Source organism: Luteolibacter sp. Y139, assembly GCF_038066715.1.
Lineage (GTDB): Bacteria > Verrucomicrobiota > Verrucomicrobiia > Verrucomicrobiales > Akkermansiaceae > Haloferula > Haloferula soli.
Genome location: NZ_JBBUKT010000014.1, coordinates 17,157 through 43,002 on the forward strand (window position 1 = coordinate 17,157; position 25,846 = coordinate 43,002).

Consider the following 25,846-nt stretch of genomic DNA (forward strand, 5'->3'; position numbering starts at 1 on the left):
CTGCTGAAACGCGCCACCGGCGGGGCGCTGGACAGCCCCCCGCGAGGCGTACATGATCTCTCCAGAAGATGATCAAAGTCGCCGCTGTCGTAGCCCTCGCTCTTTCCGCCGCTGCGGCCGATGCCCAGGCGCCGCGCGTCGCGGTGATCCGGGTTTCCGAGATCTTCAACAAGCTGGAGAGCACGGTGCGCGCAACGGCCGAAACCAATGCCCGGAAGGCTGAAATCGACAAGGACAGCCGGATGGTGACCTACAAGGAGCTCTACGCCGACCTCGAACTCCGCAAGAAGGCGCTTGAAGAAAATCCGCCGAAGATCGACGCCGAAACCCGCAAGCGGCTCGCACGCGAGTATGCGGTCAAGCTTCAGGAGGCGAAGTCGCTGCTGGAGGATTTCGAGGGCTTCCGCGCCGACCGGATGCGGGAAATCGAGACCGACGCGGTGGAAGGAATGAAACAACGACTTGCGGTGATCCAAAGCACCGCCGAACAGATGGCCAAGCAGGAAGGCTACGACTGGGTGCTGGACGCATCCGGCAATACCAACACCGGCCTGCCCCTGCTCCTCTACGCCAAGAAAGCACACGACCTCACCGACCGCGTCCTCGCCTCCCTCGGCCCAGCACAAGCTTCCCCGACAACACCGTCACCAGCCCCTGCTCCCGCACCATCCTCCCGCCCTTCACCGTCACCCCGCCCTACCCCGAAATCGCAGGCACCCAACTAGTGCTCACCCCATTTTCCCATGGAATTCATCGACTACCTCAAGGAGCACCCGCTGATGCTGGGATTGCTGATCGGCGTTCTTCTCGGACTTGCCGCCACGTTCGTCACTTGGAAATCCGGCTTCGCCGCTCGCCGGACGCTGTCCCGCGACATCCGCAAGCTGGAGAATGAACTCCGCGAGCTGCAGGGGCACCTGAATACGCAGCTCAAGATCAATGCCCAAGGCAATGACAGCCTGCAGAAGGAACTGGAGGAACTGCGCCGCCAGAATGAAAACCTGCGCGTCAGCCTCGCTTCCCTCCAATCCAAGCCCGGCAAGGCCGAGCTGCGCCACGCCCAGATCACGGAAAGCGCCGTGCGCCTGATGCGTGAGCAGGCGCCCGGCTTCGCCCCGGCATGGGAGAAAGCCCTGCGCCAGGCCGAAACCGAGCTGGAAGCCGGCGAAAGCGGGCTGAAAAAACTGGTCCGGCGTGTCATTCCCGGCATCGGCATGAGCGGCAGCACGTCGCCCACCGGCGCGCCCGAGCACGAGGTCTGAGGACGCTTCTGGAAGATTTGCATGGCAGGGACCGCCCCGGGCGGTTCCTGCCATTTTCTTTTAAGACGGGCTACTGGGAATTGATAGTCAGGTGATTGGCAGCAATTCCAGTCCTCCAGACGGCCATTATACGTGAAATCCACTTGTAGGTGGAAAAGTGCGAAATATGTCCCGCCGGGCAGTTGCCATCGGATAGCAGAACTGTTGACTCTGACTCAGTTCGTCACAGTCCTCCCACAACAGCGGATTCGCAATGGCCCACAGTTCCGACCAAGACATCCTTAACGTTCTCGATGCCGCCGGCCCGCAGTGGGCTGAATTGCAGGCATGGCGCGTGACCCCCATCGAGTCATCTGCCAACGGAGCGATCACCGTCCACGGCCCGGCCTTCGTCTATCGCTGGGAAAACGGGCTCGGCCCCGTGAAAGTGTCGTTTTGGACCCAGCAGGAAGGCCGCATCGCCAGCGGCCCCGGCCACCTGCTCGCCATCGAGCCCGGCCTCGGCACCATCCGTTTGAAGCTGCCCGGCCGTGAGCCCATGGTCATCGGCGCGGTTGAGCCAGCCATTTATCAACAGATCGGCGAACTCACCGCCGAAGCCCAGTCTTCCGTCCAAGGCCAGGGTGGCGAACGCTGGTCGCGCGACCTGATCATCGTGTCCGCCGCGATGAAGCTCGCCGCGCTCACCCGCGAAGCCGCCGCCACCGCCAGCGCTCCCGACCGCGGCACCAAGCGCTCCCCGCGCAAGGACCAGCTCGTCACCCAGCTCCACGAGTGGCTGCGCCCGAATCTCGAAAAGTCGGTGAAGCTCGGCGATGCCGCCAAGCGCTTCGACAAGAGCCCGCGCCAGCTCATCCGCATTCTCAAGGAAACCACCGGTGCCGGTTTCGCCGAGCACCTCACCATGCACCGCCTGACCCTCGCCCGCGCGCTCCTGATGCGCAGCGGCCAATCGGTCATGGAGGTCGCCCGCGCTTCCGGCTTCAACAGCCGCGAGCAGTTCATTCGCTCCTTCAACAAGGCCTTCGGTTGGACGCCGCTGCAATTCCGCAAGGCATGGAACCAAGCCGCGCTCAGCGATGCCGAGCTGGTCCAGCTCTGCCAGGTTTCCGAACGCTCCGCCGTCGAATGGCTGCCCTCCGGCAGCGTCGCCTCCAGCCCCGATGAGGATCACGAAGGCGAGCCGCACACCGTGGTGGTGGCGAATGCGCTGCACGATATCGTGGAGCTCTTCTGGGTCACCCCGCAGGGCAAGCGCGCCCGCATCGACGTGCTCGAGCGCGGCGGCATGGTCTTCGTCAACCGCGACACCGGCGGCAGCTGCTGGATCATCCGCGTCCCGGTCTCCGGCAAGGAGCGCTACTTCCGCACGCCTGACGATCACGCCCTCGCGGTCGTCACGGCCGAAGTGATGGCCTGAGGCAAATCCGGCGCTAGGGGTTACTTCCCCTTCTCGCCGGCTTCCTCGATCTTCTCGCCCATCCGCTTGAGGAAGTTGCCGGTCTTCTCGGCGGCGGTATTGATGCCTTCCTCGGTTTTCTCACGAGCGACGTTGATGCCGTGCTCGGTCTTCTCGCCCGCGGTCTGAAGGCCCTCGCCGGTCTTTTGCAGGGCGTGATCGAGATGCTCGCCCGGAGTTCTCGGGGCATTGGGATCAATGACCACCACTCCATCAGCGGGAACCGGATCAACGATCACCACACGATCTGCAGGAGCTGGAGTGACAATGACCGCATCGCCCGTCGGCGCTGGATCAACCACCACCGCTGCCTTCCCGGCGGGAGATTCAAGGACGACCTCTTCCCTAACCTCGACGGCTTTCGGGATTGAGGCGGACGAGTCTTTCTTGCAGGACGGAAGGACCAATAGGACTGGCAGAAGGAGAAGGCTTGGCTTCATGGCTTCCGCAATGTGGCACGCATCCGGCCACTTGGCTAATGGTTAGCCGCAAGGTCACCCCAGCGGTTCGACCGTCACGTTGCGGAACTCGATCTTCATCTTCACGCCTGGATGGACTTGGAAGCCAATCGGGCCGGACTCCTTGGCGGTGTCCGAGACGTATTCGATGACCTGCTTGCCGTTGAGCGTGACGGTGTAAGTGTTGCCCTTCGCCACCACCTTCATGCGGTTCCAGTCGCCCTCCTTGAGCACGTCCTTCACGCCGCTGGCTTCCTGGGGATAGCCGCGCTTGCTGCCGATGTAGGGCGAGCCGGTCATGTCGCGCTTCAGCGAGCGGGACACGCCGACCTGGATCTGCTCGTTCTCGTGACGGAGGAAGATTCCGGAGTCGACGTCGCCGGAGTAGCGGAACTCGCACTCGACGGTGAAGTCCTTGTAGCTCTTCTCCGACCACAGCACCGAGCTCTGCTTCTTATCATCGCTCTGGCCCGTCAGGACCCCGTCGGCAACGGTCCAATAGGCCGCGCCCTGGGTCTTCCAGCCTTCAAGGTTGGGAGCCGTGAAAAGTTTCTCCGGCTCGGCGGCAGCGAGGCCCGTTAGAACCAGGATGGCGGAGAACAAATACGATTTCATGCTTCCGCTACGTCGGCGGAAGCACGGTCTTTCCCTGAATTTGCACTCAAATGCCGCGCCGGCGCTGGAGGAACAGGTCGATGCCGTCCACCAGGGCGATCCACGAGGCTTCGATGATGTTCTCCGAAACCCCCACCGTACCCCAGTTTTCCTCGCCATCCGTGGAGACGATGAGCACCCGGGTCTTGGCGGCCGTGGCGTCGTGGCTGTCGATGATACGGACCTTGTAGTCCACCAGCGAGACGCCGGAGATCTCCGGGTAAAATGGCTCCAGGGCCTCGCGCAGCGCCTTGTCGAGGGCGTTCACCACCCCATGGCCTTCAGCCACGGTGTACTTCCCGGTCTCGCCGACGTAGAGTTTCACGGTCGCCTCGCACACCGGCTCGTGGCCGTCGCGATACTGGCGGAAGCTGGTGTGATACTCCTTCAGCTCGAAGGGCTTCTCGTAGCGTCCCAGCTCGCGGCGGATCAGCAGCTCCAGCGAACCGCCGGCCGCCTCGAAGGCGTAGCCCTCATTCTCCAGCTCCTTCACCTTTTGCAGCACGGTCTTGGCTTCGGCCGAGCCCTTGTCGAGCGGGATGCCGAGTTGCTCGGCCTTGATCAGGATGTTCGATTGGCCGCTGAGCTCGGAAACGAGGATGTTCTGCTCGTTGCCGACCGCCTTCGGTTCGATGTGTTCGTAGCTGCGGGCAAGCTTCTGCACCGCATTGACATGCATGCCGCCCTTGTGGGCGAAGGCCGTGCGACCCACGAACGCCGCACGGGCGAAGTGCGGGTTGTTAGAGACGTCGTCGACGAAGTACGAGAGTTCCCGGAGTTTCGTCAAATCCGGCACCACCGTGAGATCCATCTTGAGCTGGAGGATCGGGATCACCGAGGTGAGATTGCAGTTTCCGGTGCGCTCGCCGTAGCCGTTGATGGTGCCCTGGACCTGCACGGCACCGCCTTTCACGGCGGCGATCGCATTGGCCACGCCAAGCTCGCAGTCATTGTGGGTGTGAATGCCCACCGGCACATTCGGGATGCGCGCGCGGACGATGCCGCAGATCTCCATCACTTCTTCAGGCAGCGTGCCGCCATTGGTGTCGCAGAGGACGAGGCAATCGGCGCCGCCTTCCGCGGCTGCCTGGAGCGAGCCGAGCGCGTGGCCCGGCGAGTCCTTGTAGCCATCGAAAAAGTGTTCGGCATCATAGACCACCTCGCGGCCGTGCTGCTTCAGGTAAGCCACGGTGTCGCGGATCATCGCGCGGTTTTCCTCAGGCGTGGTGCGCAGGATTTCCGTGACCTGGAGTTCCCAGCTCTTGCCGAAGATGGTCACCACCGGCGTCTCCGCATCCAGCAGCAGCTTCACCTGCGGATCTTGCTCCACCGGTGTGTCGGCGCGACGCGTGGAACCGAATGCCGCCAGCTTGGCGTGCTTCAGCTTGAGTGACTTCGCCTGCTGGAAAAACTCGACGTCCTTCGGATTCGAGCCCGGCCAGCCGCCTTCAATGTAGTCGATACCGAACGCATCGAGCCGCTCGGCAATGCGGAGCTTGTCGAGCAGCGAGAGTTGGAAACCCTCGCCCTGCGTGCCATCGCGCAGGGTGGTGTCGTAAAGAAAGACCGGCTTGTCGGAAAGGGCGCTCATGGGTGGCGGGGCGCGGAAGCTAGGGCCACACGCCGCCGCGGGCAACACGCAATCGGGACAGCGTGGCCTCAGGTCCAGAAACGAGATCCAGAGAGGAACGCAAAGTATCCCAGACCGAACCAGCCCGCCCAGCGGAAGATCAAGGCCTTGGTCCGGCTGCGAAACCACTCAACCACACTTGACCGATCGGCCAGCTCGTCCGCGAACCAAATTGCCGCAAGGGGATAAATCAGAGTCGCTGCCCCTTCGGGATTGCTTTGGCCCGGACCTGCAAACTCCACGAAGGCGATCAGCAGGACCACCACTACGGAGACGGTTCGATGACCGCGCCGATTCTTCAGAACGAAATAATCCGCATCCTCAAAATCCATCGCTCCCTGCAATGAATCACAATGACTTGCACCCGTCGAGACCGATCACGACGGGCGCGGAAACGGCTCCGCCGCGATTACGGGCGGATGCCCGCGATCTCGAGGAACTTCTCGAGCGGCATCGCCACTTGGATCTGCGGCGAGGTCTGGGAAATGTGAATGCCCGAAGCGTTCGCCGGAATGGCGCTGAACTGGAGTTCCAGCTTGGAAATGGAGTCCGGGATCGAGGTCTCGATCTCGCCGGTCAGCAGGTTCTGGCTGATTTTCACCGGGAAGCCCTTGCCGTGGAGCACCTTGTAGAAAGCGGACTCATCGATTTTCGAGGCGGTGGCGGAAGCAGCGGCCTTCGGAGCCGCGGCAGCGCGGGTCGCCTTGGGAGCAGCGCCGGCACGGCCTTGGTCGGCTTCGCCGGAGGCCGGGCAGGTGCCGTAGGAGGAAAGGTACTTCCCGGAAACCCACAGCGGCGAGGCTCCGGCACGGCGGTAGCGCGGGGTATCGACCAGCGTCCACTTGCACTTCGACTTCTCCAGGTCGGCGTAGACGGCGGCTTCAGTCGCCTCGAGGCCGTTGGCCTGGCGGAGTTCGAGAATCTTGGCGAGCGTTTCGGACGGAATCGTTTCCATATGGCGCGGCGACCGTGGCCGAGCCTACCGGCGGGCGCAAGGCCGTTTCCCGCTTCCGCTGCCAGGCATCCCGTGCTTAGTTCCGCCCCATGCTCCGCAAATTGCTGGCCACCTCCGTCCTCGCGGCGACCCTCGCCCACGGAGGCGAATCCGATGCCAGCCGGATTCCGGCCAAGCGCGTGGTGCTGGTCCACGGGATTTTCCAGAACGACTGGCGCTGCTTCGGCTTCCTGCGGCACGATTTGGAAGAACGCGGCATCGAGTGCCTGGCGCCGTCCCTGAAGCCGGCCGATGGCCGCGACGGCCTGCCCGCGATGGCTGAGCAACTGCGGCGGGAAATCGACCAGCGCTTCGGCAGCAAGGAACGCGTCGTCGTCATCGGCTTCAGCATGGGCGGGCTGATCAGTCGCTACTACCTGCAGGAGCTTGGCGGGGCGAAGCGCTGCGACGGCTTTTTCACGATCTCCACCCCGCATCACGGGACCAAGATGGCCCATCTCTTCTACGGCGAAGGGGCCCGCCAGATGCGGCCGGGCAGCGATTTCCTGACGCATCTGGAGGCGACCGAAAACCGGCTCGGCTCTATGCCTATCGTGTCCTACCGCACGCCCGCCGATCTGATCATCCGCCCTACCACGAGTTCCGAGTGGGATCGCGCCGTCAACCTCAGCATCCCCTGCCCGCTTCATCCGATGATGACCTTCTCGCCGCGCGTCCGGCGGGACATTCTCTCCCGGCTCGCGCCCCCGCGATGACGTGCTGCGCGAAGGCGTAATAGCAAATGGGGGAAAATCGGACATGATGCTCCACGTAAGCAACGCCGATCCCCCCACGGCCGAACTTGCACCGTCTCCCCCCGGACGGACATCCCCCGGAACAGTCCCCCAGGACAACCCGCTGCCTGCCACTCCCCCCAATCGGCACCAGCGGGTTCTTCGTTTTCAGGCGACCGCTTTCGCTCGCAGAGTCAGAATCGCCAGCTCCGGCGGGCACGCGAAGCGCACGTGCAGGCCGCTGGTGCCAATGCCACGCGTCACGAACAGCCCCGAATTCCCGCTGGCGTGGTGACCGTAGATGTACTTCTCGCCGTACTTCACCTTGGCCGGTGCATAGCCCGCCACCGGCACGCGGCACTGGCCGCCATGCGTGTGGCCGGACACCTGGAGCATGATATCGCGGCGGGCGACCATGTCGTCGAAGTAATCGGGCTCGTGAACCAGAGCGAGCACCGGCGTGTCCTTCGCGATGCCCTTCAGGGTCGCTTCGGGATCGGGCTTGCCACGCCACACGAAGTCGGTGCCGGCGATCGCGAGCTTCTCGCCCTTGAGATGAAGCTGGCTGTTCTGGTTGATCAGGAACGAAATGCCGGACTTCTCGAAGATCCGCCGCGTCAACGGGCGTCCGGCATTCCAGCCATCGTGATTTCCCATCACCGCGAACACTCCATGGGCTGCCCTCGCCTTCTCCAGGATGCGTGCCAGTGGTACGAGAACCGAACTACTAGAAGTCACGTAGTCGCCTCCTAACAGAACCAGGTCCAGCTTCTCCGCATTGACCCGGGCAATCGCTTCCTCAACGAGTGCATCATCGCGATCCGGCTCGAAGTGCAAGTCCGCCAGCAGCCCGACGCGCAGGCCATCCAGTCCGGCGGGCAAGCCCTTGCACGGCACCTCACACCGCGTGACCGTGAGCCAGCCGGGCTCGATCCACAGGGCATCGGCAAACGCACCGGTGGTCCCGGCAGCCATCAGCCGCAGGAAATTCCGCCGTGTCACGATCCCGCGCGTGGCTGGTTTCATCACCGCGATCGTGACCGCGGACTTGTGAATTACGAATGAACCCCGGGTGAATTCGTCGTCACCTGTCGCAGCGGGCCTTTACCTCCATCGTGAATGATCCGGACCAAGCTCACGAGGTCGTCCTCCGAAATGTCGACAAAGGAATCGAGCTGCCGCAGTGCCGCGACGATCTCCTCATGCGAGGGCGCGGTGCTTCCGGCGGGCGGCACCGCCTTGCGGTTCCACGCCGCGGGATAGCGACGCCAGCCAAAGAAGGAATTGAAGACGATGGCCGCGCCGATCATCACCAGACAATTCGCGAACACGGGACAAAAGACGTAGCGGAAGCCGAGATCATGCACCGCCGGTCCGCCCAGCACCGCCGTGAGGGCGGTCGCACCACCCGGAGGATGAATGCAATTGAACTGGTGCATCACCCAGATCGAGAGCGCCACGGCACAGGCCCCGGCCCATTCCGTGGGGCCGATCCATTTCGCGCAGGCCACTCCAATGGCCGCCGCCAGGCAATGGCCGCCGAGCACCGGCCATGGCTGGGACAACTGCCCGTGCGGCACCGCGAACAGCAGCACCGCACTCGCGCCCATCGAGGCGACCAAGCCGATATTGTAGGGCAAATGCAGCCCCTCACGGCTGATCGCCATCAGGAACAAGATGGAAAGCAAGCCGCCCACCGCGGACACCAATTTCTCGCGCTTGCTGACGACATTCAGCTCGATGCCGAGCCAATCCAACGGGGAACTCATAAAAGGAAATGCTCGCCGCTCGCGGCGGGCCGCCGCCTGCTTGTATCGTAAGGCGATACAAATCAAGCGTCGGATGAAAATCCCCTCTCCCAGGCAGGTGCCGGACACCTCGCGGGGCTAATCTCGAGCACGAATCGTGATAGATTCCGGATAAGAAGTCACATCTCGGTTTCACATATGCGCACGATTGACAGCCGCCCCCGGTCCATGGTCTCTCGCGCATGGCATTGTTGGAAGCCGCCGGCTTGGGGAAGCGCTATGGCACGAAACGAGTGTTATGGGACGTCGATCTGGCGTTCGAGGCGGGTGAAATCGCCGGTGTGCTCGGTGTCAACGGTGCCGGCAAGACCACTTTGCTCGGCTGTCTGGCCGGAATGATCGGCTGGGATCGTGGCGAAGTCCGGCTCGGCGGGGAAAGGCTCGACCGCGGCCGGCTGGATCAGCGGCAGCGGATGATGTTCCTGCCGGGCGAGGGTTTCCACTTCGGCGGCGCGGACACGATCCGCAATGCCGCGATCTTCTCGGAGCTGTGGCGGGGCATCGAGGCCCAGCCGCCGATCGATCTGGAGGAATGGCTGGAGCGGCTGGGTTTGCTGGAAATTGCCTTCGAGTCCGTCGAGACGCTATCGCGCGGGGAACGCTACAAAGCGGTGCTGCTGGCCCTCCACTGCGCCGACCCGGAGATCTGGCTCATTGATGAGCCCTTCGCGGCTGGCATGGATGCGCGCGGCATGGAAGCCTTCCGCCAGCTGGTGCTCGCCGCCGCGACCCGCGGGCGCTGCATCGTTTACACCACCCAGTTTCCAGAACTCGCCGCGCGCTTCGCCGATCGTGTCGTGGTTGTCGGCAGCGGCGGTGTCCTCCTGAACGAATCGACCAAGGACCGGGATCCGGAAGAGTTGATCCGCCAACTCGGCCAAGAGCTGGGCATCCACGGCGCGCACTCATGATTTCGCGGCCCTCATGGGAAAAGCCGCTGCGCTCGAAGTTGGGCAAGTGGCGGAAGCGGAGGTTCGCGCCGCGTTGGCTGGTCGATCAGGCGGGGACCATCTTCGTTCTTTTCGTCCTCCAGTGCCTGCTGGCCCATGGCGGCGAGGATACGCTTGGCATCGGTGGCGGAGGCACCGGCATCGGCGCGGTCAGCGGCCTGATCGGCGCACTGCTCGCGATGTCGCTGCGGTCCCGCTGGCAGGAGCAGCGGTGGCTGCTCGACTGGACGCCAGCGACCCCGGAAGCGGCATGGAAGCTGAGGACCCGGGAACACCTGCCCGCGATCTTCATCACGGTGGTGTTTACCTTGCTCTTTTCCTGCCTGGCGGCCGGCTTCAACGATGAAACCAGCATCTTGACCGCGCTGGCGGCAGCGGCGCTTTCGATGGGCTGCGGGTTCATGCTCGCCGGAGGACGCATTTCCACCGGGCTGCTCTATGCCGGCGTGATCCTGATCTTCTTTTACACGGTCATGGGCGGCTGGCTCGGGATCGGAGAAGCCGAGCGCTCCATGCGCATGGCCAAGGGTACCGGGCTGCTCTGGCTGCCGATCTTGCCATGGTCGCTGGCCACCCATGGAACGCCCGCACCGGAGATCCACGTGGGCATCCTGATCGTGGCTCTTTCCATTTCACTCTACGAATGGCGGCGCGCCTGGAGCGATCGCACCCTGCCTGCCGCCCCCCCCCGGGACATCATGATGCCTGCCAGCAGCGCGCTGGAGGAATTCACAGAAGAAGAAGGAGAGGAACAAGAAGAGGCCGCCGCACCGCCGCATGAAGAGCAGCGGCACAACGTCCGGCAGCACGTCGCCTTCGCGTGGTTCGGCATGGCGGGATACGTGCCGGACGGACCTCTGCCGCGATTTGAACGCCTCCTTTGGCGCTGGTTGAGCCCGCGCCAACGCTTCCTCTCTTGCCTGGGCAGCCAACAGGCATTCGAATGGTTTCCGCGGACGAGATGGACCGTTGGCACGCTGATCCTGATGGTGATGCTGGCCTTGATCGTCCCCCGCTTGGATGAATCGTCTTGGATCGACGACTATGGATTCTGGACGTCAGGCGGCTTCCTCGGGCTCGGCGTCATCGCGGCCTTCAGCGGCTGGCCCGGTCGCGACTCCTCCTTCCAGTCGTGGCTGGATTTGATGCACACCGCGGACTTGGGACCCTTCCCGTCCCTTTCCGTGATGCCCGTGACCACGAGCGAATGGATCGGCGCCTTTGCCAAGGAATGGACCATCCGGAGCGCGTGGCTCTCGTCCCTGTGGTCTGCCGCGATTCTCCTCGGACTGAGAGGAGTCGCTCCGGGCATACCCTTCTCCTGGCAAGTGGCCTTCGCCGCGCTGCCGTGGCTGCTCCTCGCCGCCTGGTTTCCCCTCTCGGTGCTCTACCGTCTGGTCCGCGCGACGTCCGGGCCGCTCTTCCAAAGTCACGACATCGCCCGCGTGCTGCCTGCGCTGGCCTGCGGATTCATCGGACATGTCGCGATGATGGTCGTTTTCGTGGGTATCGGGACGCGTGAGTTCATCCTGACCGCTGCGTCACTCGCCATCGCAGCATTGCTCGGAGCGCTCAGCGTCTGGCTGACCTCGCAACGCTGCCGCTCGATGAAGCTGGATATCAAGCCGAAGCCGCTCGTCTAGCGCGGCTTCAGGTGCTTGTCCGCGAAGGCGAGGTACTGCTGCCAGTCGAACGGTAGCACGTCGTGCTTCCCCGGCCGGACATGGTAGCCAATGCCGCCCTGCACCGAGGTGCCCACGGGTGGCCATGTTTCCGCAGGCAGGCCTTCCGCCCCTAACAGACGGAACACCGGCTCCGCAGACTTGGCAGCCATGAACTCGCCTTCGGCATCGGCAAAGGTATCCTCTTGTGCGCTGCCGATGTACACCGGTCGTGGTGCGATCAGCGAAATGACCATGTGCTGGTCGAAGGGCAGTTCCTTGTCCTTGCCAGCATACTTCTTGAAGTTCCGTGCATACCAGTGCGGAAACACCGTGGTCAGGCGCTCGATGTTCTCCCCCACCCCGCGATGGAAGAGCTTCGCGCCGCCGGCACCGGATTCATTGCTCAGCACCATGGCGAAGCGCTGGTCGCTGGCACCTGCCCACAGCGCCGCCTTTCCCAAGCGTGAGAAGCCGAAGACGGCCACCCGCTTGGCATCGATCACGGGCTCCTTTTCCAGGACATCCAGAGCACGGCTCAATGACCATGCCCAGGCACCGATGGTGCTAAAGTTCTCATCGCCCTTCTGCAGTTCGGGAAACAACGGATGCACGCCACTGCCGAAATACGGCTCGTGATCCGCCGCCACGTCCTCGCGATACATCGTGGCGAGTGCGTAGCCATGGGAGAGGATCTCCTCGACCGGCCATTGGCTGGCATTGGACCCGCGTGTGGCATCGGTGGCCTTGTGATCGGGTGCCGCCTTGCTCTCGATCCAACTCTCGGTGAGGCGGATGCCGGGGTCCTTGTGAATGGCGTGGTTCCCGGAGAAGTTGAGACCGAGGATGGCGGGCACCGGTCCCTTCGCACCATTCGGCACATAGACTAACAAGTCCACGCGCGGCCCCGGCTTGCCACCCGGATAGATCGCGATCTGAAGGCGCGTGGCCTTGCCGTCGAGGGCCACCACATCGCGGTCGAAGATTTCGAAGGCCATCGTCTCCGGCCGGCCGGGATTACGACCGTACATCTCCCGGGTGAATAGCTCGACCAGCTCTGGACGCCGCTTCTCTCGCCACTCAGCGGCGGTGGTGATCTTCGTGCCGTCGTTGGCGACGAGGGGATCAGGAACCTCACCAGCGTGGAGGGCGCTTGCGAGGAAGAGCAGAGAGAGAAGCTGGCGAGTCATGGGGAGATGGCGGTTGCCGCGTCGGGACTTCTTACTTGGCCGCTGGCTCGGGAGCCTTCTTGCCGGTCACGCCCTTGTAGGCGGCTTTCGCCATTTCGCCGGCGCCTTCGACATTCGGGTGCACGCGGTCGGGAAGGAGCGCGTCCTTGCCCTCAAGCGCCTTGTGCATGTCGATCAGGCCGAGGTCCATGTCCTTCGCAAGCTTGTCGATGCGCTTGATCCATTCCTTGTTGTTCTTCTCGTTGATGCCGAAGTTCCCGTCACCAATGACCGGGCACGGACGGCACACGTAGATGTGCGGCTTGCTCGCCAGTGCTTGGAAGGACTTCACCAGCTCCGTGTAGTCGGCGACGAACTCGGTCTCGTGCGCCCAGTTCTGCGGCTTGGTGTCATTCGTGCCGAGCATGATGATCACGACGTCTGGCAAAAGCGCGAGCGCGTCCTGATAGGCCTTCTCCTTCATGTAGGGAATATCGCCATTCTTGAGCAAGGTGCGTCCGCCGAGGCCGAAGTTGCTGACCTTCCACTTGTCGCCCAACAGGCTCTGGAGCTGGCCGGGGTAAGCGTTCTTTCCGGGGTCCGGCAGTCCCGATCCTTCCGTGATGCTATCGCCGATACAGGCCACCTTCACCGACTCCTTGAAGTCGGCGGGATTGACGGGCTTCGGCGGGGCGGCGGCAAGGGTGGAAACGGCGGCAAGGCCGGCAAACAGGACGCGGATGGATTTCATGGTCGTGGCTATACGGCCACAATCGCGAGATCCATCCGATCTCCAAAACGCAGCTCTGTCATACCTCGAACCGATACCCCTCCCCCCGCACCGTGACGATGTGCCCCTGATCGCCGATCTTCTGGCGCAGCCAGGCAATGTGGACGTCCACGGTCCGTGGCGTGATGAAGGGCTGATCTTTCCAGATCTGAGAAAGAATCGTCTCACGGGTCACCACCTGCCCCCGATGATTCACCAGCAGCCTGAGCAGCTCGGCCTCCTTCGCGGAAAGCGGGAGCGGCTGACCGTCCTTGAGGAACTCGCCTTTGGAAAAGTCGGCGCTGATCGCTCCGAAACGGATTGTCATCACCGGAGTCAGCTCGGTCTTCCGCAAGCGCCGCAGCAGGGCATCGATCCGGGCCAGGAGTTCGTCAGGATCGAAGGGCTTGACCAGATAATCATCCGCACCGGTGCGCAGGCCCTGGACACGGTCATCCACCTGCCCTCTTGCCGTAAGCATCAGGATGCCGCCATCGAAACCCGCCTCGCGAACGCCGCGGCAGATGTCGTAGCCGGATTTCCCCGGCAACATGACATCGAGGACCAGCAGGTCGAACGTTCCGGCGGTCGCAAGGCTGAGGCCTTGGTTCCCATCCGCGGCCCATGAGACCTCGTGGCCTTCCGCGCGCAAGAGATCGCACAAAACCTCGGCGATGCCGGGCTCATCCTCGACCAGCAGGATGCTCGCGCTCATCCATCCCCTCCTTCCGCAATGGGCAAACTAACAGTGAAGATCGCGCCGCGGCCGTTCTCTCCACTGCCCACCAAAATCTCGCCGCCGTGGGCCTCGATGATTTCCTTCACCAGGCTCAGGCCGATCCCGCTGCCGCGGATCTGCGCGCCATGCGCTGCGGCTCCGCGGAAGAATGGCTCGAAGATTTTCTCCTGCTCGGCTTTCGGAATGCCGGGACCACGATCGGCGATATGCACCTCAAGCCGCTGACCGGCGATCCGTGAACGCACTCCGATCCAGCCTCCGCTTCCACCATGATTCGCAGCATTGGAAAGGAGGTTCTGAAAAGCCCGCCGCAATGCTGCCTCATCGCCCATCACTGCTGGCAATGCCTCGGGACGAGCCACCTCGATCTCGCATCCGGACGTTTCTGCCGCGGTGTTCGCAAGCGCTTCATCGAGAACGCGGCCGACATCCACCGGGGTTTTGTTAGAGAGCACGCTTCCTTTCCTGACCGCCGAGAAATCCAGCACCTGCTGGACCATCTCCGACAGCTGGTCGGCGTGCTGGAGAATCATCCCGGAGTAGCGGCCGATGCCTTCTGGCGTGTTGACGATGCCGCGTTTGAGATTGTGCGCCGCGCCGCGAATCACGGTGAGCGGCGTGCGCAGCTCGTGGGAGACGGTCGCCACGAAATCCATCTGCGCCTCCGCGAGTTGGCGCGACTTGCGCGTGTGCCGGACCAGCGCCCAGCCCGCCGCGAGAATGAGGCCATTCACAGCAACCGCGAGCACCAGATTGCGACGGCGGGAGGTGGCCACGATCTGCTCAAGCGCACCGCGTTGGCGACGGGTTTCCAGCGTCCACAGCGTCTGGTCCGGTCCGGGGAATTGCCCGTCGCGACCGCGGTGGTTGAAGGCAACCACTACAGGTGCTTCCAACTCTTTCGCAGGTTCCGTCGTGAAAATCGTATCGCCGGAATTCGACATCACCTTCACCTGATGAACGGCGTGGTTGTCTGGATTGAGATACTTGGCCGACAGATCCGGCAGCCACGTGCTGGTCACATAGTGGCTGTCGAGCTCGGCAATGAACCAGCCCGTCTCCGGTGGACCACCACGCGGACCATCATCATCGCCGGGTGACCTCGGTCCACGATCGTCCGGTGGGCCCCCGTCACCACCCGGACCGCGGCTGCCGCCACGGAGCGGAAACTCTAACAGCATGCCCCCTTCATCGGAATAGGGAGCCGAGCCTCCGGCCCCCTTGCGTGAGAGATTCGACTTGAGCGCGGACCACTCCGCCGGCCACTCCGAGTCGGTCATCGCTCCCGTATCGAGATCGATCATCCGCAAGGTCACAACCCGGCGGACGGGAGTGGCGAGCGCCAACCGGCGAAAGATCGGCCGCGGATTTCCCTTCCGCCAGTCGCTGACGCGCCGGGCAATGGCGGCATCACTCAAGTCGCGTCCGGACGGCACTAGGGCGGTGCAGCTCCGCCCGAGCTCGCCATCGAAAGCCTCGCAGAAATCGCGCGTCGCTTCCTCTTGCTTGCCGCCCAGGCGTTCAAACTCGGCCTTCGCCAGCTCCCCGGTCCAACGGAACTGCAAGATGGTGAGCACCGCGCACAGCACGACCAGCAGCAGCACGAACCCGTGCTCCATCCTCGTCTGTTTCCGCGGGCCGTCCATTTCCCGCAGCCTAAACGACGCATCGCTCCACGGGCAATCCCATCCGGAGCTCTTAACACTCCTTAACACGACACGCCGCACTGCCGGGATTAGACGATCCGGTGATGAAAACCTCTCGAAGCCTCATCGCCATCCTTGGCTTGATTTCCGGAGCCCAGGCCGACACCGCGAACACCGCCGCGGTGGTGTCCGCCGCGAACGCCTTCATGGCACCCCTGACCACGGCGCAGAAGACCGCCATCGACGGCACAAGCGCGAACATCAACACGTCCGTCCTCTACAATGGACCCGGCACCACCAATGGCCTCGCCAATGTCGGAGTCTGGTCGAACCTGCCGACCAGCGGAACCAGGCGCAATGGACTGCGCATGACCGAACTCAGCACGACGAATCAAACCAACGCCCTCGCCATCGCCACCGCGGCCCTCAGCACGAGCGGCAAGCAATTGCTCGATGACGTGCGCGCTGCGGACCGCTTCATCGCGGGCGAGTCGACCAACCGCAGTCCTTCCGGCAATGCCAACAGCAGCATGTGGGGCTACGGGAAGTATTACACCGCCTTCGTCGGCTCGCCCTCGACCACCGCGCCGTGGACCTATCAATTCGGCGGCCACCACCTCGCGTATAACATCACCTACAACGGCACCTACACCAGCGGGATGCCGATCTTCGCAGGCACCGAGCCGAACAGCTTCACCGATAACACCGGGACCTACGCGCCGCTCGGCAAGCAGCGCACGGCCATTCTCGCCTTGCGCAGCGGCGGGACTTACACGCCGGTTCACACGCGCCTCGATGGCACGCAAACGGCCGTAACCGCCGGGGCCATCACAACCTCGGCCCTGCTCAGCGGCACCTACAGCGGCGTTGTCATGGGACCGAGCCCGCACGATACCACCTTTCCAAAGAGCTATCCGACCACCGGAAGAGGCCAGCTCTACTCGACGCTGACCGCGGCCCAACAGGTGGTCGTGGTCGACTACATCAAGGTCTGGGTCAGCTACCTTCACCCCACGATCGCGGATGAAATGCTGGCGATCTACCTGAGCCCACAGGCGCTCGCGGAAACCTACATCGGCTACGCTGGCAGCAGCGCCACGCTGGCCACCAGCGGCAACTACTTCCGCATCGATGGCCCGCGCTGCTGGATCGAATTCAGCGTGGAGGGAGGCGTTTACCTCTCCGGCGGCGTTCACGATCACGGCGTGGTTCGCGACAAGCTCGCCGACTACGGCGCGGCCTATGGCAGCACCACCATCTCGACCACGGTCCGCCCGCCATCCATCACGACGCAACCTTCCAATCAATCGGCTGCCGCGGGCGGAAGCGCCACGTTTTCCGTCGTCGCCGCATCGACAGGCACTGGCACCGCAACACTGAGCTATCAGTGGCTCAAGGATGGCAGCGCCATCTCCGGTGCGACCTCAGCTTCCTACGCCATCTCCGGGGCCTCCGCCGCGAACGTTGGCAGCTATCAGGTGCAAGTGATCAGCACCGGCGGGCTGGTGACCAGCAACGCCGCTACCTTTTCACTGACCGCCTCCTCACCGGCGATTGATACCAGCTCGACGCTTCCCGGTGAAACGGTCGGCTACGCTTATTCGCAGACGCTCACCGCCAGTGGAGGAACCTCGCCCTACACTTGGACTCTCGACTCAGGAACATTGCCCACGAATCTGGCGCTCGGCACCAGCGGGCTGATCTCCGGCACGCCTAACACGGCTGGCACCTTCAATTTCACCGCGAAGGTCACGGACAGCGCTTCGGCCACGGCCACCAAAGCCTTCACGGTGACAGTCATCGAGCCGCTCACGCTCTTTCTCAATACCTACGGACTGACCGATGCTTCGGCCGATGACGATCACGATGGCGTGAGCAATCTCCTTGAATTCTTCTTCGGCGGCGACCCGACCGTCGCGGATGGCAGTAGCACCCTTCCGATCGGCACCTACAACCGCAGTGCGGCAACTTTCACCTATACCTTCCACATCCCGGAAATCGATGGATCGATCTCCTGGCTCTGCCAATACACCGGCGATCTCGCCACATGGATCGACGCCGTGAACGGCACCAACGGCGTGACGATTCAAGCAGGCACCGCGGTGGACGGCGACGTGCCGGTAACAGTCACGATCCCCACCACCAGCAGCCGCATCTTCGCCCGGGTGAAAGTCACTGGCCCCTAATCTGCCATGAAACGCCTCCTGCTCCTTTTGCTCTCCATCGTCACCTTGCAGGCTCACGACGTGCCGGGGTCGGCGGTCGCGCTGGACTTCCATCCCGACTCAGTGAGCGCGGAACTCACCCTGCCGCTGCAAGAGCTGGAGCTGAGTTTCAAGCAGCCGCTGTTAGACAACCCAGCCTCGGTCATCGAGCGATACAAGCCGCAGCTGCAATCCTACATCGCCGAGCACATTCAGCCAATGGCTCCCGATGGCCGCCCGTGGGCCGTCGAGGTAGCTGAGATGAAACTCCAGCTCGGCTCGGCACCGTTCGATCTCATTGCCGAGGTCCGCATGACCCCTCCGCCGGGAGCAAGCCCTCGGAAATTCTGCTTCAACTATTCGATCATCAATCACGAGGTGATGACCCATCGCGCGATGGTCTTCGTGCGCAATGACTGGGATACGGCGGTCTTCTCCGGGCATCCGGAAACCCTCGGCATGCTCCAGTTCGTCGTGACCGGCATGGACATCGATCGCAGCCGGGGCTCGTGGACACAGGGTTTTCGCAGCGTGTTCCGGCACGGGATACAGCATATTTCCGAGGGCACCGATCACCTGTTGTTCCTTCTGGTGCTGTTGCTCCCAGCACCGTTGCTCGCCGCAGGAAAACGCTGGAGCGATCCAGTCGGCGTGAAGACGACGGTGATGAGGCTGCTCAAGATTGTCAGTGCCTTCACCCTCGGGCATTCGCTCACCTTGGCCCTCGCGGGCTTGGGCTGGCTGCGACTCCCTTCCCAACCGGTCGAGGTGATGATCGCCGTTTCCATCCTCGTCTCCGCCGTGCATGCTATCCGCCCGTGGTTTGCAGGAAAGGAAGCATGGATCGCCATCGGCTTCGGGCTGATCCACGGCCTCGCCTTCGCCAGCACGCTCGAAAGCCAAGGCTTCTCCACTTGGCATCTCGCCCTGAACATCCTCGCCTTCAATCTGGGGATCGAGGCCATGCAACTTTTCGTGGTCCTCTGCCTCGCTCCCTGGCTGGTGCTGCTGAGCCGGACCAAGGCCTATGCCGTCATCCGGATCGGCGGAGCAATCTTCGCCGGTGTCGCCGCGCTCGGATGGATTGCCGAGCGAGGCCTCGGCTGGCCGAACCCGATCGAGCATGCCGTCACGGCCCTCGCGGCACATGGTTGGTGGATCGTAGCGATTCTCGCAGCCGCGACGTTGCTCGCGTTGCTGATGAACAAGTCGAAACAGGCAGCCGTCATCCCTTGATCGCCCACCGGAGCTTGGCGGGAATGCTGCGCGGATTATTCCGGCGTTCGTCGGGACCGGCGGTGACGACTCCATCGCTGGCTGCGGCGTAGGTCCCGTCACGCTCGCCCGCTTGGAATGCCTTCTTCACCCGCCGGTCCTCGCCGGAGTGGAAGGTCAGGATCGCCACCCGACCGCCCGGCTTCAGGCATAGCGGAAGCTGTCGCAGGTAGGCATCCAGCGAAGAGAACTCCTCATTCACCGCGATGCGGATCGCTTGGAAAACCCGGCGGATGGTGAGGTCGGAGCGCTCCGTATCGAGTTTCGCGACGGCAGGCATCGCGTGAAGCGCGGCGACCAAAGCTTTCGTCGTGGGAATATGGCGGCCTGCAAGCGCGCTCGCGATCTCCTCCGCCAGCGGCTCGTCGGCGTTCTCTAACAGCGCCTCCGCCAGCTTCGCTTCCTTCACCTTCGCCAACCACTCCGACGCGGCAATCCCCCGCTCCGGATTCATCCGCATGTCCAGCGGGCCATCGACCTTGAAGGTGAAGCCGCGGGCCGGGTTGTCGAACTGCATCGAGGAGCAGCCGAGGTCCGCGAAGATGAAATCGACCGCTTCCAGCCCGAGGCCATCGAGCACCTTTCGGATGCCGGCGTAGTTCGAGCGGACTGCCGTGAAAGCTTCTTCACCGAATCCCGCCGCTCTCAGGCGAGCTTCGGTCTTCGGTTGTTCAAGTGGATCGACATCGAGCCCGATCAAGCGACCGCCGGGCGAAATACGGGACAGGATTTCCCGCGCATGGCCGCCGTAGCCAAGGGTGCAATCGACGCCCGCTAGACCGGCATCAAGCCGAAGGGATTCCAAGCATTCCTCGATCATGATCGGCACGTGCATGCCGGCCGGGGTTTTCCCCGACCCCAGCACCTTGCCCACCGTGTCGGCGTAGCGATCCGGATTGTGCTCCTTGTATTTGTCCTCGAAGCGCCGCGGGTTCTTGCCCGAGTAGCGCTTGCGTCGCGGCGGCCGCGGCGTTTCGTCCATGGCGGGAGGCTACGGTGGCGGAGGACGGTTCCGCGATGGGAAATATCGCCGGACCGTTCTCGCCAGTTTCAGCAGATTCCTTGTAACCTCAGGCGCGCCTTCCTTCAGGAACCCGTGTGACTACGAAAATCTGTCCGGTTTGCCATGCTCCGATTCCCGCCCACGCTCCGGGCGGGCTTTGCCCGGCGTGCCTCCTGCGCGATGCCGAGGACCCACCCGAATCCGGCCGGGCGACACCTTCGATCGAGGAAGTCGCTGCGGCGTTCCCGACCCTGGAGGTGCTCGAAAAGATCGGCCAAGGCGGAATGGGCGTCGTCTTCAAGGCCCGCCAACCCGCGCTCGACCGCATCGTCGCCTTGAAGATTCTCCTTCCCGAGTTGGGCCGCGATCCCGCCTTCGCCGAGCGCTTCGCCCGCGAGGCGCGGGTGTTGGGCAAGCTGAACCACCCGAACATCGTCATGGTCTTCGAGCACGGCGAGTCAGGCGGCTTTTTCTACCTGCTGATGGAATACGTGGATGGCGTGAATCTGCGCCAAGCCATGCGCGCGGGACGCTTTACCCCCGAACAAGCGCTCGCCCTCGTTCCCGGCATTTGCGATGCCCTCCAAGCGGCCCACGCCCAAGGAGTGTGGCACCGCGACATCAAGCCCGAGAACATTCTGTTAGACGCCGCGGGCCGGGTGAAGATTGCCGACTTCGGCATCGCCCGCATCGTTGGAGACCCAGCGCGTGACTTCACGCTCACCCGCACTGGAAACGCCCTCGGCAGCGTCGCCTACATGGCCCCCGAGCAGCACGAGAAGCCGCATGAGGTCGACCACCGCGCCGACATCTACAGCCTCGGTGTGGTCATCTATGAAATGCTCACCGGCGAGTTGCCCCTAGGCCGTTTCCCCGCTCCGAGCCGACGCGCGGAAGTGAATGCGCAGATCGATGAGATCGTGCTGCGAACCTTGGAAAAGGAACGCGAACTCCGCCAACAAAGCGCAGGCGAGGTGAAAACAGACGTGCAAGACGCGGCAGCCGGGACATCCCGGAGCGCCCCTGCGGTTTCATCACCCGGCCGCCCGTCGCAGCTCTTGCGCTGGTCCTCGATGCTTCTTTTCGGAGCGGGTTTGCTCTTGGTGGCCGCCTATGTCGTCGGGGACCCCATACGGGTTGCGACGGAGTCGAACGACTGGTTTCCCTTTGAAGCGGCCGCCCTCATCGGCGCCCCCTTTCAGGGAACCTTGAACACGATGGCTGTGTTCCTCGGATTGAGTGCGGTTTTCGGAGGTCTTGGCTTGCTGGGATGTCTTGGATGCCTGCTGGATCGGATACTTGTCAGGCGACCCCAAGGGCCTTTCTTGGAACCGGACAAATTGACCGTCTGGAGTCTCGGCTTGTTCCTTGGAGGAGCGCTGCTGTTTGTGGCGACCACCTTGTTCACTTCAGGATCGAATCAAGGAATCCTGCTGGCGCTGGCACTCACGGCCGTGGTCGCCGGCTACATCGGGAGCCTGATGGCACTCAACAGAATGCGCAGCGGGCGGATCTCCCGCATCTGGCGTCCCGGACTGAGATTCATCGTGTGGACTCCGCCAAGCCTCTTGATCCTCGGCCTCGCAGTCGCGCTTTTAAGACCTTCAAGCTTCACAGCTACTTCGCAGCGGCGGGCGCAGGACGCGCGGCGTGCTGCGGACGAGAAAGTGCACCAGGCAGAGCTGACAGCGGCGCCGGATCGCAGCTTCGGTCCCATCATCGAACGCATCATTCCCTCGCCAGCAGCAGGAGTTCCGTGCCTGTTGGATTTTGATACGGGAGAATTCATCAGCCCACCGGAAGCACTCGCGGAAAAACTCCGGAAGGGAGAGGCCGCCATTGGGGTGGATGACTTGGCATGGCTGCGGACAAGCGGCGCGGATGCCGGGATAAATTCGCCTGCGATCTCGCTACGCTTGTTCGAGGGTGCCGCGAATAGCAGCAAGCCGGATGGCGGCATGACCTTGCGCTTCGACGATTGGACTCCGTCACGGGTGATCGCCAACTGGAACAACAGTTACGAAGGGCAACATCGCTTCGACACGCCGGACCGGACCTTCTATGCGACACCGGCCTTTTCTCCCGACGCGATGGCCTTCATCACCCGCGAGGGAGGCATGGGAGTGCTGGAGGTGTTTGGATCCTCGGTCAATCCACCCGGCGTAAAGATCCGCTACCGGCTGATCAAAGGCCTGACGGATACTCATCCCTCCAATACCGGGGCAGCCGGGCGGGGTCCTCATCCCGCCATCGAACTCCCGGCGGAAAGCGCCGAAGACGTCTTCCGCAAGATGAACTCAGCCGCCAACGCTTCCGACGGCGACGAATTCGTGAAGTGGCTGAGCAGGCGAAAGTATCCGGATGGCAGGACGGAGGGCCCGGTCACTTGGCTCACGAATTGGTTTTTCGGCGACATCCGATACCTGAAGCGTGGAAACGACCCGGCAACCGAGATCTTCGCACCCGGCAAGCCCAGCACCACGATTCTCTGGGCAGGAATAGCAAAGCCGGATGGCAAGATCGACTATCGCGAATTCGTGTTCTGCATGGAAGACGGCGTCTGGCGCTACGAAGTCAACCTCCCTCCACGCTATCGTCCCCACTGCCGGATCGAGTTTCAGCCTCCAAATGGTGACGCGGCGGCGATCCTGAAAACCCATCTCGACCCGATGTCCACGCTGATCAGAGTCGCGGGAAGCAAGAGCCAGTTTGACGTGGTGGTCGGCTCGGGCGAGGCGGAAAACTCCGTCGTGCTGACTAACAGTGGTGCCGAATGGCTTCAAAAGTCCCTGAAGACCGTCGGCCTCTCCGACTCATTCAAGATCATCACACCTGCAGAAAAGCCCTCAAAGCCATGGGAGGGAGAAGACGAGCCCCCACCCTCCGAGAAGCCCTCAAGATGACCGGGAATTCCTTCCATCCCACTCGCTGGACCTTGGTTCTTCGTTCCCACGGCGAGAGTGAAGATGCCCGCGCCGCGCTCTCCGAACTGTGCGCCGCTTACTACGAGCCGGTGGTCATCTTCCTCCGGCGCGATGGCCGCGGTGACGATGCTGCACGAGAGAAAGCCCATGCCTTCTTCGCCGTGGTGTTAGAGGACGGGCTCGGATCGCCGGATCCGGGCCAGGGTCGCTTCCGCAGCTACCTGCTCGGTGCGTTGAAGCACTTCCTGATCAATCAGCGCGACGCCGAACTCACCGCTAAACGCGGCGCCGGCGCCGAGCATGTCTCGCTCACCCATGAAACCGATACCGCACCCGGCCTGCCGATGCCGGGCGTTTCCGATGACACGCTCGCCTTCGACCGCGAATGGGCGCTGGCCCTGCTCGCCCGCGCGCTCTCCGCCTTGGAAACCGAGCACACCGGAAAATCCAAGGTCTTTGAAACACTCAAGCCGTGGCTCGACGGGGGTGCAGAAACCTCCCAAGCCGAGGCCGCCCGCATCCTCGGAATGTCCGAAAACGCCGTAAAAGTGGCCATCCACCGCCTGAGGGCGCGGCTTCGCGAACTCATTCGTGCTGAGGTCGCGGCCACCGTAAATGACCCGGCAGAAGTCGCCGACGAGCTCCGCCACCTCATCGCCGTCGCCAGTTCGGAGTAAAATGGACCGTGTCACCGCCCAAAGCTGCCATTTGACAGCTAACGGAAGCCCCCTATTTTCGCGGAACCCCGATGGGCCACTCATCCGACCTCGACCCCGCCTTCCGCTCGCATGCACCAGGTTACTGGCCCGCGGAGGCGATGACCGACTGGCACGAACATGCCTGGCAGCTCAAGAACCGCGTTTCTTCGCTGTCCGCACTCGAAAGCCGTATCAAGCTCACCGATGAGGAACGCGCAGGCGTCCTCCTCGCCGGCAACAAGCTGGCGATGTCGATCACGCCGCACTTCTTCAACCTGATCGATCCGAACGATCCGAATTGTCCGATCCGCCGGCAGGTCATCCCGCGCCTGGAAGAAGCCTGGGACGCGCCCGAAGAAATGGCCGATCCCTGCGGCGAGGACTCGCACATGCCCGTGCCCGGCCTCGTCCACCGCTACCCGGACCGCGTGCTTTTCCTCGTCACCGACCGCTGCGCCTCCTACTGCCGCTACTGCACCCGCTCGCGGGTCGTTTCCGGCGTGGGCGAGCAGCATCTGGAAACCCAGTGGGAAGCCGCCTTCAAGTATCTGGAGGAGCACACGGAGGTCCGTGACGTGCTGCTTTCCGGTGGAGATCCCCTGCTCTTCTCGGATGCGAAGCTGGAGAAAATCCTCAGCCGCATCCGCGCGATCCCGCACATCCAGTTCCTGCGCATCGGCTCGCGCATCCCGATCTTCCTTCCCCAGCGGATCACGCCGGAGCTGTGCGAGATGCTGAAGAAGTATCACCCGCTGTTCATCTCGGTGCATACCAATCACCCCCGCGAATTGACGCTGGAGGTGAAGGAAGCGCTTGGACGCCTGGCCGACGCCGGCATCCCGCTCGGCAACCAGAGCGTGCTGCTCAAGGGCGTGAACGATTCCGTGGAAGTCCAGACGGCCCTCGTTCACAAGCTCCTGATGTGCCGCGTGCGGCCCTACTATCTCTATCAGTGCGACCTGATCCGCGGCTCCTCGCACCTGCGGACCTCGGTCTCGAAGGGCCTCGAAATCATCGAGGGCCTGCGCGGCCACACCACCGGCTACGCGATCCCGCAGTTCGTGATCGATGGCCCCGGCGGCGGCGGCAAGATCCCGCTCAATCCCAACTACGTGGTCCACCAGGACCGCGACAAGACCGTGCTGCGGAACTACGAAGGCGAAATCTTCGAGTATCCCGAGCCCACGATCATCCCGGGAACCGAGTTGGAGCGACTGAAGGAGGAATCGACCTGCTGCCCCTGATCTAGCAGATGGCCACTTGCACGATCCACTTACTGATACACCGTAGCCGCACATGACCTGGAACGACCGTTTTCTCGACATCTTCGACCGCAGCGTGAAGCGCTACCAGTCCGGCGACAAGGACTTCACCGGCTACTACACTGCCGCCGACTCCGCCTTGCTCGCCGAGATCGGGTACAAGCCGCGCGAGTTCTTCGATTTCGTGGAGGACTTCTGCGAGGAAGGCAGCCCGTCCGCTTCGACCTCGCTGCTGGTCGCAGCCGCCCGCCGGGACTATTTCCAAGTCGTCATGAAGGGAAAGCCGGGCGAGAAGGAATTGACGCGAGATGACATTCCCACCTTCGGCGATGAGATGGATGGGATCGCCTATCTGCCCCGGATTCTCGCCAAAGCGAAGGCCAAGCTCCGCGGCGAGCTAGATCCCGACCTCATGTATGGCTGCGGTGGCGACCGCGCCTTCCTCCAGCGCAATGGTGACCGCCACATGGCCGATTTCCTCCGCCAAGTCTGGGCGGCCGACGGTGACGACGCCAAGGTGCTGGCTTGGATTCGCTCCTGATTCGCT

At 63.2% G+C, this 25,846-nt stretch carries 24 protein-coding genes; 12 read left to right on the forward strand and 12 right to left on the reverse strand.

Translation table 11 applies throughout. The features are described 5' to 3' along the window. Positions 1 to 68 precede the first annotated feature (68 nt). The 3 genes from WKV53_RS25175 to WKV53_RS25185 all read left to right on the forward strand — a co-directional run bounded on the left by WKV53_RS25175 (position 69) and on the right by WKV53_RS25185 (position 2,682). The gene (locus WKV53_RS25175; RefSeq protein ID WP_341407599.1) at positions 69 to 725 is read left to right on the forward strand and encodes an OmpH/Skp family outer membrane protein; all 657 of its coding nucleotides are present in this window, start codon (positions 69 to 71) and stop codon (positions 723 to 725) included. An 18-nt stretch (positions 726 to 743) separates the two neighbouring features. Next, positions 744 to 1,262 (forward strand): hypothetical protein, encoded by a 519-nt coding sequence (locus WKV53_RS25180; protein ID WP_341407600.1) that lies wholly within the window; start codon positions 744 to 746, stop codon positions 1,260 to 1,262. A gap of 253 nt (positions 1,263 to 1,515) precedes the next feature. Then, a complete protein-coding gene (locus WKV53_RS25185; RefSeq protein ID WP_341407601.1) occupies positions 1,516 to 2,682 on the forward strand; it encodes a helix-turn-helix transcriptional regulator in 1,167 nt (388 codons plus the stop codon). A gap of 20 nt (positions 2,683 to 2,702) precedes the next feature. Here the strand turns inward: WKV53_RS25185 and WKV53_RS25190 are convergent, their stop codons facing one another. The 5 genes from WKV53_RS25190 to WKV53_RS25210 all read right to left on the reverse strand — a co-directional run bounded on the left by WKV53_RS25190 (position 2,703) and on the right by WKV53_RS25210 (position 6,418). Continuing rightward, a complete protein-coding gene (locus tag WKV53_RS25190; RefSeq protein ID WP_341407602.1) occupies positions 2,703 to 3,161 on the reverse strand; it encodes a hypothetical protein in 459 nt (152 codons plus the stop codon). A 54-nt stretch (positions 3,162 to 3,215) separates the two neighbouring features. Further along, positions 3,216 to 3,794, reverse strand: coding sequence for a 3-keto-disaccharide hydrolase (locus WKV53_RS25195; protein WP_341407603.1), 579 nt, complete (start codon positions 3,792 to 3,794; stop codon positions 3,216 to 3,218). 46 nt (positions 3,795 to 3,840) lie between these two features. Next, positions 3,841 to 5,424: a citramalate synthase gene (cimA, locus tag WKV53_RS25200; protein ID WP_341407604.1), complete on the reverse strand. Its 1,584-nt coding sequence runs from the start codon at positions 5,422 to 5,424 to the stop codon at positions 3,841 to 3,843. A 68-nt stretch (positions 5,425 to 5,492) separates the two neighbouring features. Continuing rightward, a complete protein-coding gene (locus WKV53_RS25205; RefSeq protein WP_341407605.1) occupies positions 5,493 to 5,795 on the reverse strand; it encodes a hypothetical protein in 303 nt (100 codons plus the stop codon). Positions 5,796 to 5,872: 77 nt separating this feature from the next. Then, entirely contained in the window at positions 5,873 to 6,418 is a 546-nt protein-coding gene (locus WKV53_RS25210) for a hypothetical protein (RefSeq protein ID WP_341407606.1), read from the reverse strand. A gap of 89 nt (positions 6,419 to 6,507) precedes the next feature. On the opposite strand from WKV53_RS25210, the gene WKV53_RS25215 reads away from it, so the two are divergent. After that, positions 6,508 to 7,173 carry an esterase/lipase family protein gene (locus tag WKV53_RS25215; RefSeq protein ID WP_341407607.1) on the forward strand — a complete coding sequence of 222 codons (666 nt, stop codon included), beginning with the start codon at positions 6,508 to 6,510 and terminating at the stop codon, positions 7,171 to 7,173. 186 nt (positions 7,174 to 7,359) lie between these two features. On the opposite strand, the gene WKV53_RS25220 is transcribed toward WKV53_RS25215, so the two are convergent. Together WKV53_RS25220 and WKV53_RS25225 are read right to left on the reverse strand one after the other, a co-directional pair. Then, positions 7,360 to 8,217 carry a metallophosphoesterase gene (locus tag WKV53_RS25220; protein WP_341407608.1) on the reverse strand — a complete coding sequence of 286 codons (858 nt, stop codon included), beginning with the start codon at positions 8,215 to 8,217 and terminating at the stop codon, positions 7,360 to 7,362. A gap of 29 nt (positions 8,218 to 8,246) precedes the next feature. Then, on the reverse strand, positions 8,247 to 8,960 hold the full coding sequence (locus WKV53_RS25225) for an HPP family protein (RefSeq protein ID WP_341407609.1): 714 nt from the start codon (positions 8,958 to 8,960) through the stop codon (positions 8,247 to 8,249). A 221-nt stretch (positions 8,961 to 9,181) separates the two neighbouring features. Here WKV53_RS25225 and WKV53_RS25230 point away from each other — a divergent pair, with 221 nt between their 5' ends. Both WKV53_RS25230 and WKV53_RS25235 read left to right on the forward strand, forming a co-directional pair. Next, positions 9,182 to 9,910 (forward strand): ATP-binding cassette domain-containing protein, encoded by a 729-nt coding sequence (locus WKV53_RS25230; RefSeq protein WP_341407610.1) that lies wholly within the window; start codon positions 9,182 to 9,184, stop codon positions 9,908 to 9,910. Then, a complete protein-coding gene (locus tag WKV53_RS25235) occupies positions 9,907 to 11,592 on the forward strand; it encodes a hypothetical protein (protein WP_341407611.1) in 1,686 nt (561 codons plus the stop codon). The genes WKV53_RS25230 and WKV53_RS25235 overlap by 4 nt, the downstream gene beginning before the upstream one ends. On the opposite strand, the gene WKV53_RS25240 is transcribed toward WKV53_RS25235, so the two are convergent. The 4 genes from WKV53_RS25240 to WKV53_RS25255 are packed head-to-tail and all read right to left on the reverse strand — an operon-like array spanning position 11,589 to position 15,906. Next, positions 11,589 to 12,800 (reverse strand): glucuronyl esterase domain-containing protein, encoded by a 1,212-nt coding sequence (locus tag WKV53_RS25240; protein ID WP_341407612.1) that lies wholly within the window; start codon positions 12,798 to 12,800, stop codon positions 11,589 to 11,591. The genes WKV53_RS25235 and WKV53_RS25240 overlap by 4 nt on opposite strands. Positions 12,801 to 12,831: 31 nt before the next feature. Continuing rightward, on the reverse strand, positions 12,832 to 13,530 hold the full coding sequence (locus WKV53_RS25245; RefSeq protein WP_341407613.1) for a GDSL-type esterase/lipase family protein: 699 nt from the start codon (positions 13,528 to 13,530) through the stop codon (positions 12,832 to 12,834). A gap of 58 nt (positions 13,531 to 13,588) precedes the next feature. Further along, positions 13,589 to 14,263, reverse strand: coding sequence for a response regulator transcription factor (locus WKV53_RS25250; RefSeq protein ID WP_341407614.1), 675 nt, complete (start codon positions 14,261 to 14,263; stop codon positions 13,589 to 13,591). After that, complete coding sequence (locus tag WKV53_RS25255; protein WP_341407615.1) at positions 14,260 to 15,906, reverse strand: sensor histidine kinase; 1,647 nt, start codon at positions 15,904 to 15,906, stop codon at positions 14,260 to 14,262. Before WKV53_RS25255 ends, WKV53_RS25250 begins: the two co-directional genes overlap by 4 nt. A 131-nt stretch (positions 15,907 to 16,037) precedes the next feature. Between WKV53_RS25255 and WKV53_RS25260 the strand changes: the two genes are divergently transcribed. Both WKV53_RS25260 and WKV53_RS25265 read left to right on the forward strand, forming a co-directional pair. Further along, a complete protein-coding gene (locus WKV53_RS25260; RefSeq protein ID WP_341407616.1) occupies positions 16,038 to 18,119 on the forward strand; it encodes a DUF3500 domain-containing protein in 2,082 nt (693 codons plus the stop codon). Positions 18,120 to 18,125: 6 nt separating this feature from the next. After that, positions 18,126 to 19,373, forward strand: a complete 1,248-nt coding sequence (locus WKV53_RS25265) for a HupE/UreJ family protein (protein WP_341407617.1) — start codon at positions 18,126 to 18,128, stop codon at positions 19,371 to 19,373. On the opposite strand, the gene rsmH is transcribed toward WKV53_RS25265, so the two are convergent. Then, positions 19,363 to 20,394 (reverse strand): 16S rRNA (cytosine(1402)-N(4))-methyltransferase RsmH, encoded by a 1,032-nt coding sequence (gene rsmH, locus WKV53_RS25270; protein WP_341407618.1) that lies wholly within the window; start codon positions 20,392 to 20,394, stop codon positions 19,363 to 19,365. The two genes, WKV53_RS25265 and rsmH, sit on opposite strands and share 11 nt — an antisense overlap. Positions 20,395 to 20,510: 116 nt before the next feature. On the opposite strand from rsmH, the gene WKV53_RS25275 reads away from it, so the two are divergent. The 4 genes from WKV53_RS25275 (at position 20,511) to WKV53_RS25290 (ending at position 25,840) form a co-directional block, all read left to right on the forward strand. Next, entirely contained in the window at positions 20,511 to 23,318 is a 2,808-nt protein-coding gene (locus WKV53_RS25275) for a serine/threonine-protein kinase (protein WP_341407619.1), read from the forward strand. Then, positions 23,315 to 24,016 (forward strand): RNA polymerase sigma factor, encoded by a 702-nt coding sequence (locus WKV53_RS25280; RefSeq protein ID WP_341407620.1) that lies wholly within the window; start codon positions 23,315 to 23,317, stop codon positions 24,014 to 24,016. Before WKV53_RS25275 ends, WKV53_RS25280 begins: the two co-directional genes overlap by 4 nt. A gap of 71 nt (positions 24,017 to 24,087) precedes the next feature. Then, entirely contained in the window at positions 24,088 to 25,281 is a 1,194-nt protein-coding gene (locus WKV53_RS25285) for a KamA family radical SAM protein (protein ID WP_341407621.1), read from the forward strand. Between the two features lie 52 nt (positions 25,282 to 25,333). Beyond that, the gene (locus tag WKV53_RS25290) at positions 25,334 to 25,840 is read left to right on the forward strand and encodes a DUF5069 domain-containing protein (protein ID WP_341407622.1); all 507 of its coding nucleotides are present in this window, start codon (positions 25,334 to 25,336) and stop codon (positions 25,838 to 25,840) included. Positions 25,841 to 25,846 lie beyond the last annotated feature (6 nt).